Below are 5,436 nucleotides of genomic sequence, written 5' to 3'. Positions count from 1 at the left end.
CTAGGTGTAACCACCACACAGGTTAGGTACATCGGGCTGGTCAGAGACAGCTCTGGCTGGACACGGGCGAGGGCCTCTGGGTGAAGTGTGTTGCTACCACACAAAGCACGACTCCCAAGAGGCCCTCATGACCCACCGTAATGCCCCGTTGTCCGAAACCGGACGTTTGCGCCTGGCCTGCTGCATCGTCGAGGATGGCTGGCCCCTGCGTCGGGCCGCCGAACGCTTCAACGTCAGCGTCACCACGGCCCAACGCTGGGCACAGCGCTACCGCGCCCACGGGCCGGCCGGAATGCGTGATCACTCCAGCCGACCCCACCACCAGCCCCGACGGGTCTGCCGTCGCACGCAACGACGGGTGGTGGGATTGCGCATCACCCACCAGTGGGGCCCAGCACGCATCGCCTACCACCTACGCCACCAACACCTCAGCGTCTCGACCGTCGGCAAGATCCTGCAACGCTACGGATGCCCACCCCTGACCTGGATCGACAAGGCCACCGGCGCCCGGCTACGCGCCCAACCCACACCCGTCCGCTACGAACACGACACCCCCGGTTCACTGGTCCACCTCGACATCAAGAAGCTGGGCCGGATCCCCGACGGCGGCGGCCACCGCATGGTCGGACGCGCCCAAGGAGTACGCAACCGTGGCCGATCCGCCAGCGGGGGTGGGTATCACTACATCCACAACGCCGTCGACGACCACTCCCGCCTGGCCTACGTCGAGGTCCTCAGCGATGAGCGCAAGGACACCGCCGCCGGGTTGTGGACCAGGGCCCAGGCCTGGTTCGCCAGCCAGGCCATCACCGTCAAGCGGGTCCTGACCGACAACGGCTCCTGCTACCGGTCCAAAGCCTTCAACAAGGCACTCAAAGACACCCACATCACGCACAAGTACACCCGGCCCTACACGCCCAAGACCAACGGCAAGGTCGAGCGGTTCAACAGGACCCTGGTCGCCGAGTGGGCCTACGCACGGCCCTACGCCAGCGAGACCGACCGCCTGGCCGAACTCCCCGGCTGGCTGCACCACTACAATCACCACCGCGGACACACCGCGCTCAAAGGCAAATCACCCGCCGACCGCGTACCTAACCTGTCCGGCGATTACACCTAGCCGGCGTAGGCTGCCGGTACATGACGTCATACCACGGCCTGGTGCAGGTGGGTCAGGTGCGCCCCGGCGACTGGGTCGCGGTCTACGGAGCCGGCGGCATCGGGCTCGCGGCGGTGCAGATCGCCGCCGGTGTCGGGGCGCTGCCCGTGGTCGTCGCAAGGCATGACGACAAGCTCGAGCTGGCCCGCAAGGTCGGCGCGGCAGCGGTGATCAACGGCACGAGGACCAACCCGGTGGAGGCCGTCAAGGAGGTCACCGGTGGCGGCGCCGATCTGACGGTCGACGCCGTGGGCGCCCGCGAGACCATGCTCAACGGCATCAACTCGCTGCGTCCCGGCGGCACCCACGTCCAGATCGGCATGCTGTCCCAGGGCCCCGAGGGAGAGGTGCCGCTGACCGTCGACCCGCTCATCATCAACGAGATCAGCCTCAAGGGCTCGTGGGGCATGCCCGCCGTCGAATTCCCGAAGCTCCTGGCCCAGGTGGCCGCCGGAAAGCTCAGTCCGGGAGCGCTGGTGACCGGGGAAATCCCGCTGTCGAGGGTCAACGAGCCGCTGGACGCCATGACCTCGTTCAACACCCTGGGCATCAAGGTGATCACCAACTTCGCGAACTGAGCCGAGCGGCTCACTCGTGAGCGCTGATCCTCCCCAGCGCCTCTTCCAGCACGTCCGGCTCGTGCCACAGCGGAAGCCGCAGCATCGTGCGCTGACCGTCGTGGGGTGAGAAGCTCGGTCCGGGCGCCAGCCTCACCTTCGCGCGTTTCGCCGCCTCCGCCAGGGCCAGGACGTCTCCCCCGGAGTCGATCCACAACCCGGTACCGCCGCGCACCGACTCCCATCTCCATCCCGGGAAGACCTCTCGCACGACCCTCACCGTGCTGCTCAGCCGCGATGCGAGCATGCGGCGCCGCTCCTTGCGCGCCTCCTCGGCCCGTCCCAGGAGCCGTGTGGCCAGCAGCTGGCTCATCACCGAGGTCGCCAGGTCCTCGGCCTTGCGCAGCTCCAGGATCCCCCGGATCCGGCTCCGCCCGGCCCGGATCCAACCGACTCGCAGACCGCCCCAGAACAACTTCGACAGGGAACCGATCATCACCAGGAGGTCGTCGTCGACGTGCCCTGCCAGGGTCCGTGCCACTCCCCCGCCCCTGGTGAGGTCGTAGGAGCAGCAGTCCTCGATCACCGGCACCTCCGCCTCCACCGCACGCGCGCCGATCTCGGCCCGGTGGTCGTGGTCCGTCGTGGTTCCGGTCGGATTGTGGATACCGGTCTGGCAGTACAGCACCGCGGGTCGCTGGTCCAGCGCATGCCCGAGCAGGTTCAGATCCATTCCACCGGGGCCGACGGGCACACCCTGCACTCTGGCCCCGAGCAGCCGCAGCGCCTCCAGACCCCCGCGATAGGTCGGGTCCTCGACGATCGCCAGGTCACCCGGACAGACCAGGGCGCGCAGCGCCAGATACGTGGCCTGCTGGGCCCCGTTGGTGACCAGTACCTGCTGCGGAACGGTGCGGACCCCGTCACGGGTGAGCCGGTCGGCGATCGCCTGGCGCAGCACCGGCAGTCCGGCCGGGAAATAGCCGTCAGTGTCCAGATAGGCATCCAGCCCCGACACTCCGGCAGTCAGCACCTGCCTGGCCACCTCGGAGGCCGGGAGCGCACCCGTCGACAGGTCGATGACGCCGGGGGCCGAGTGGGTGAAGGAGAACAGCCGTCCGTCCGTGGCGGCTGCCGCGCGCCCGGAGCGCACCCGCGTCCCCGATCCCACCGTCGACGCCAGATAGCCGCGTGCCTCCAGATCTGCGAAGGCGGCCCCCACCGTGCCGCGCGAGACCCCGAGCGCCGCAGCGCAGTCCCGCTGGGCGGGCAGGACGCTGCCGGCCGGGGCGAAGCCGGCGTCGATCAGTTCCAGCAGCCCGGCGGCCAGCGCCTCGGGCAGCAACCGCCCGGGCTGAGCCCAGTCGCCGAGCATCCGGCTGAGCTCGGCGGCGTCCATCTTCGCGGGCATGACGTCGAGTATTGCCGACAACAGCCCCTGACCGGGCCACTTGTGCCGAATTGGCCCAGTACATCCGCGCGTCCGCTTCTACGGTCGGCTCAACGACCACGAAGGAGTGCGCCATGACCACTGTTGCCCTGCTGGGGACTCTTGACACGAAGGGGGATGAATTCAGGTGGCTGAGCGACCGGCTCCGTGACGACGGGGTGGACGTCGTCCTCATCGACGTCGGCTCCTTCTCGACGAGCCCGCTCGCCGACGTCACATCCGATCAGGTGATCGCCGCCGCCGGGGCCGACGCCTCACAACTGCGTCGGCGCCGTGACCGCGGCGAGATGATGGCGGTGATGGGACACGGCGCGGCAGCCATCGTCGGAGACCTCGCCGACTCCGGGAGAATCCACGGCTTCATGTCCATCGGCGGGTCCGGTGGTTCGTCCGTGGCGGCCCCGGCCATGCAGGCCGTACCGGTCGGCTTCCCGAAGCTTCTGGTCTCCACGATGGCCTCGGGAGATGTGAAGCCCTACGTCGGAGAGTCCGACGTCGCCATCATGTACTCGGTGGTCGACGTCGCCGGGATCAACTCGATCTCCACCATGGTGCTCGGGAACGCCGCGGCGGCGATCACCGGCATGGCCAGGTCCTACGAGGCCCGCCTGGCCGCCGACGAGGCCGATCACAAGCCACTGGTCGGGGTGACGATGTTCGGTCTGACGACGCCTGCCGCCGACGAGGCGCGCAGGACACTGAGTGAGCTGGGCTACGAGGTGCTGGTCTTCCACGCCACCGGTGCCGGCGGCCTGGCGATGGAGAAGCTGGTGGACTCCGACCTGCTGGCCGGCGTCTGCGACCTCACCACCACCGAGCTGGCCGATGATCTGGTCGGCGGCGTGCTGACCGCCGGACCCCACCGGATGGAGGCCGCCGGAGCCAGAGGCGTCCCCCAGGTGGTCAGCGTCGGCGCTCTCGACATGGTGAATTTCGGGCCGCGTGAGACCGTGCCCGAGAAGTTCGACAGCCGGAACCTCTATGTCCACAACCCCACGGTCACCCTGATGCGCACCACTCCCGAGGAGATGGCTGAACTCGGCCACCGGATCGCCCGCAAGCTGAGAGCGGCACGCGGGCCGGCGCAGCTGTTCATCCCGCTGCGCGGGGTGAGCGGCATCGACGTCGACGGTCAGCCGTTCCGCGACGGGCAGGCCGACGAGGCCCTGTTCGCCGCGTTGCGCGAAGGGCTGGCCGAAAGCCCGGTCGTGATCACCGAGATCGATCTGGCCGTCAACGACCCCGGATTCGGGCGGGCGATGGCCGAGGCCCTTCACACCGAGATCTCACATCGGCAGATCACGGGAAACTGATTCTCAATCCAACTGACAAGGAGAAATGCAATGTCACGTCAAGAGATTCTCGATCGTTTCCGCGCCCAGGTGGCCGCCGGGACGCCGATCGTCGGCGGCGGCGCCGGCACCGGTATCACGGCGAAGTCCGCTGAGGCCGGCGGGATCGACCTGCTGGTCATCTACAACTCGGGGCGCTTCCGGATGGCCGGGCGCGGGTCCCTGTCCGGCCTGCTGGCCTACGGCGACGCCAACGAGATCGTCATGGACATGGCGCGCGAGGTGCTTCCGGTCGTCAATCACACCCCCGTGCTGGCCGGCGTGAACGGCACCGATCCGTTCCGCGACATGCCGCGGTTCCTGACTCAGGTCAAGGACGCCGGATTCGCCGGGGTGCAGAACTTCCCCACCGTCGGGCTGATCGACGGCGTCTTCAGGGCGAACCTGGAGGAGACCGGGATGGGATACGGCCTGGAGATCGACATGATCAGGGCGGCCCGGGAGCTGGATCTGCTCACCTCTCCGTACGTCTTCGACACCGATCAGGCCAAGGACATGGCCCGTGCCGGGGCCGACATCCTGGTGCCGCACATGGGCCTGACGACGTCGGGCACCATCGGCGCACAGACGGCGCTGACCATCGAGGAAGCCGCGGTCAAGGTGCAGGAGCTGGCCGACGCCGCCAAGTCGGTGAATCCGGACATCCTGTGCCTGTGTCACGGCGGGCCGATCGCCAACCCCGAGGATGCCCAGTACGTGCTCGACCACACCGACGGCATCGTCGGCTTCTACGGCGCCTCGTCGATCGAGCGGTTCCCCGCCGAGACCGGCATCAAGAAGCAGACCGAGGACTTCAAGGCCATCACCTTCAGGAAGAGTTGAGCAGCATCCCGGGGACGCCTCGGAGCATTGTCGGATCGGTGCTCGTCTACGAGCACCGACCCCCCCACACCCCCCCAAGAACCCCCCTACGCCAAC

General features: G+C 68.3%; 4 protein-coding genes and 1 pseudogene. 4 read left to right on the top strand and 1 reads right to left on the bottom strand.

Annotated elements, in window-relative coordinates; genetic code table 11:
- Window positions 1-127: 127 nt before the first annotated feature.
- Both ACSJJT_RS12120 and ACSJJT_RS12115 read left to right on the top strand, forming a co-directional pair.
- Window positions 128-1,120: an IS481 family transposase gene (locus tag ACSJJT_RS12120; protein WP_435916977.1), complete on the top strand. Its 993-nt coding sequence runs from the start codon at window positions 128-130 to the stop codon at window positions 1,118-1,120.
- A pseudogene (locus ACSJJT_RS12115) lies at window positions 1,120-1,737 on the top strand (zinc-binding dehydrogenase); the annotation flags it as partial. The gene ACSJJT_RS12120 and the pseudogene ACSJJT_RS12115, both read left to right, overlap by 1 nt.
- 10 nt (window positions 1,738-1,747) lie before the next feature.
- Here the strand turns inward: ACSJJT_RS12115 and ACSJJT_RS12110 are convergent.
- Complete coding sequence (locus ACSJJT_RS12110) at window positions 1,748-3,148, bottom strand: aminotransferase-like domain-containing protein (protein WP_435918515.1); 1,401 nt, start codon at window positions 3,146-3,148, stop codon at window positions 1,748-1,750.
- Window positions 3,149-3,240: 92 nt separating this feature from the next.
- On the opposite strand from ACSJJT_RS12110, the gene ACSJJT_RS12105 reads away from it, so the two are divergent.
- Window positions 3,241-4,479, top strand: a complete 1,239-nt coding sequence (locus ACSJJT_RS12105; protein WP_015069171.1) for a Tm-1-like ATP-binding domain-containing protein — start codon at window positions 3,241-3,243, stop codon at window positions 4,477-4,479.
- 30 nt (window positions 4,480-4,509) lie between these two features.
- Complete coding sequence (locus ACSJJT_RS12100; RefSeq protein ID WP_435918514.1) at window positions 4,510-5,340, top strand: phosphoenolpyruvate hydrolase family protein; 831 nt, start codon at window positions 4,510-4,512, stop codon at window positions 5,338-5,340.
- The last annotated feature ends 96 nt before the right edge of the window (window positions 5,341-5,436 follow it).

Source organism: Cutibacterium nasicola, assembly GCF_051303185.1.
Taxonomy (GTDB): domain Bacteria; phylum Actinomycetota; class Actinomycetes; order Propionibacteriales; family Propionibacteriaceae; genus Cutibacterium.
The sequence above is the reverse complement of the archived record's forward strand: the minus strand, read 5'-3'. Positions and strand labels throughout refer to the sequence as shown.

Excerpts from the sequence above, each read along its gene's own strand:
- ACSJJT_RS12100 (WP_435918514.1), top strand. The coding sequence starts at position 4,510 with ATGTCACGTCAAGAGATTCTCGATCGTTTCCGCGCCCAGGTGGCCGCC.
- ACSJJT_RS12120 (WP_435916977.1), top strand. The coding sequence starts at position 128 with ATGACCCACCGTAATGCCCCGTTGTCCGAAACCGGACGTTTGCGCCTG.
- ACSJJT_RS12105 (WP_015069171.1), top strand. The coding sequence starts at position 3,241 with ATGACCACTGTTGCCCTGCTGGGGACTCTTGACACGAAGGGGGATGAA.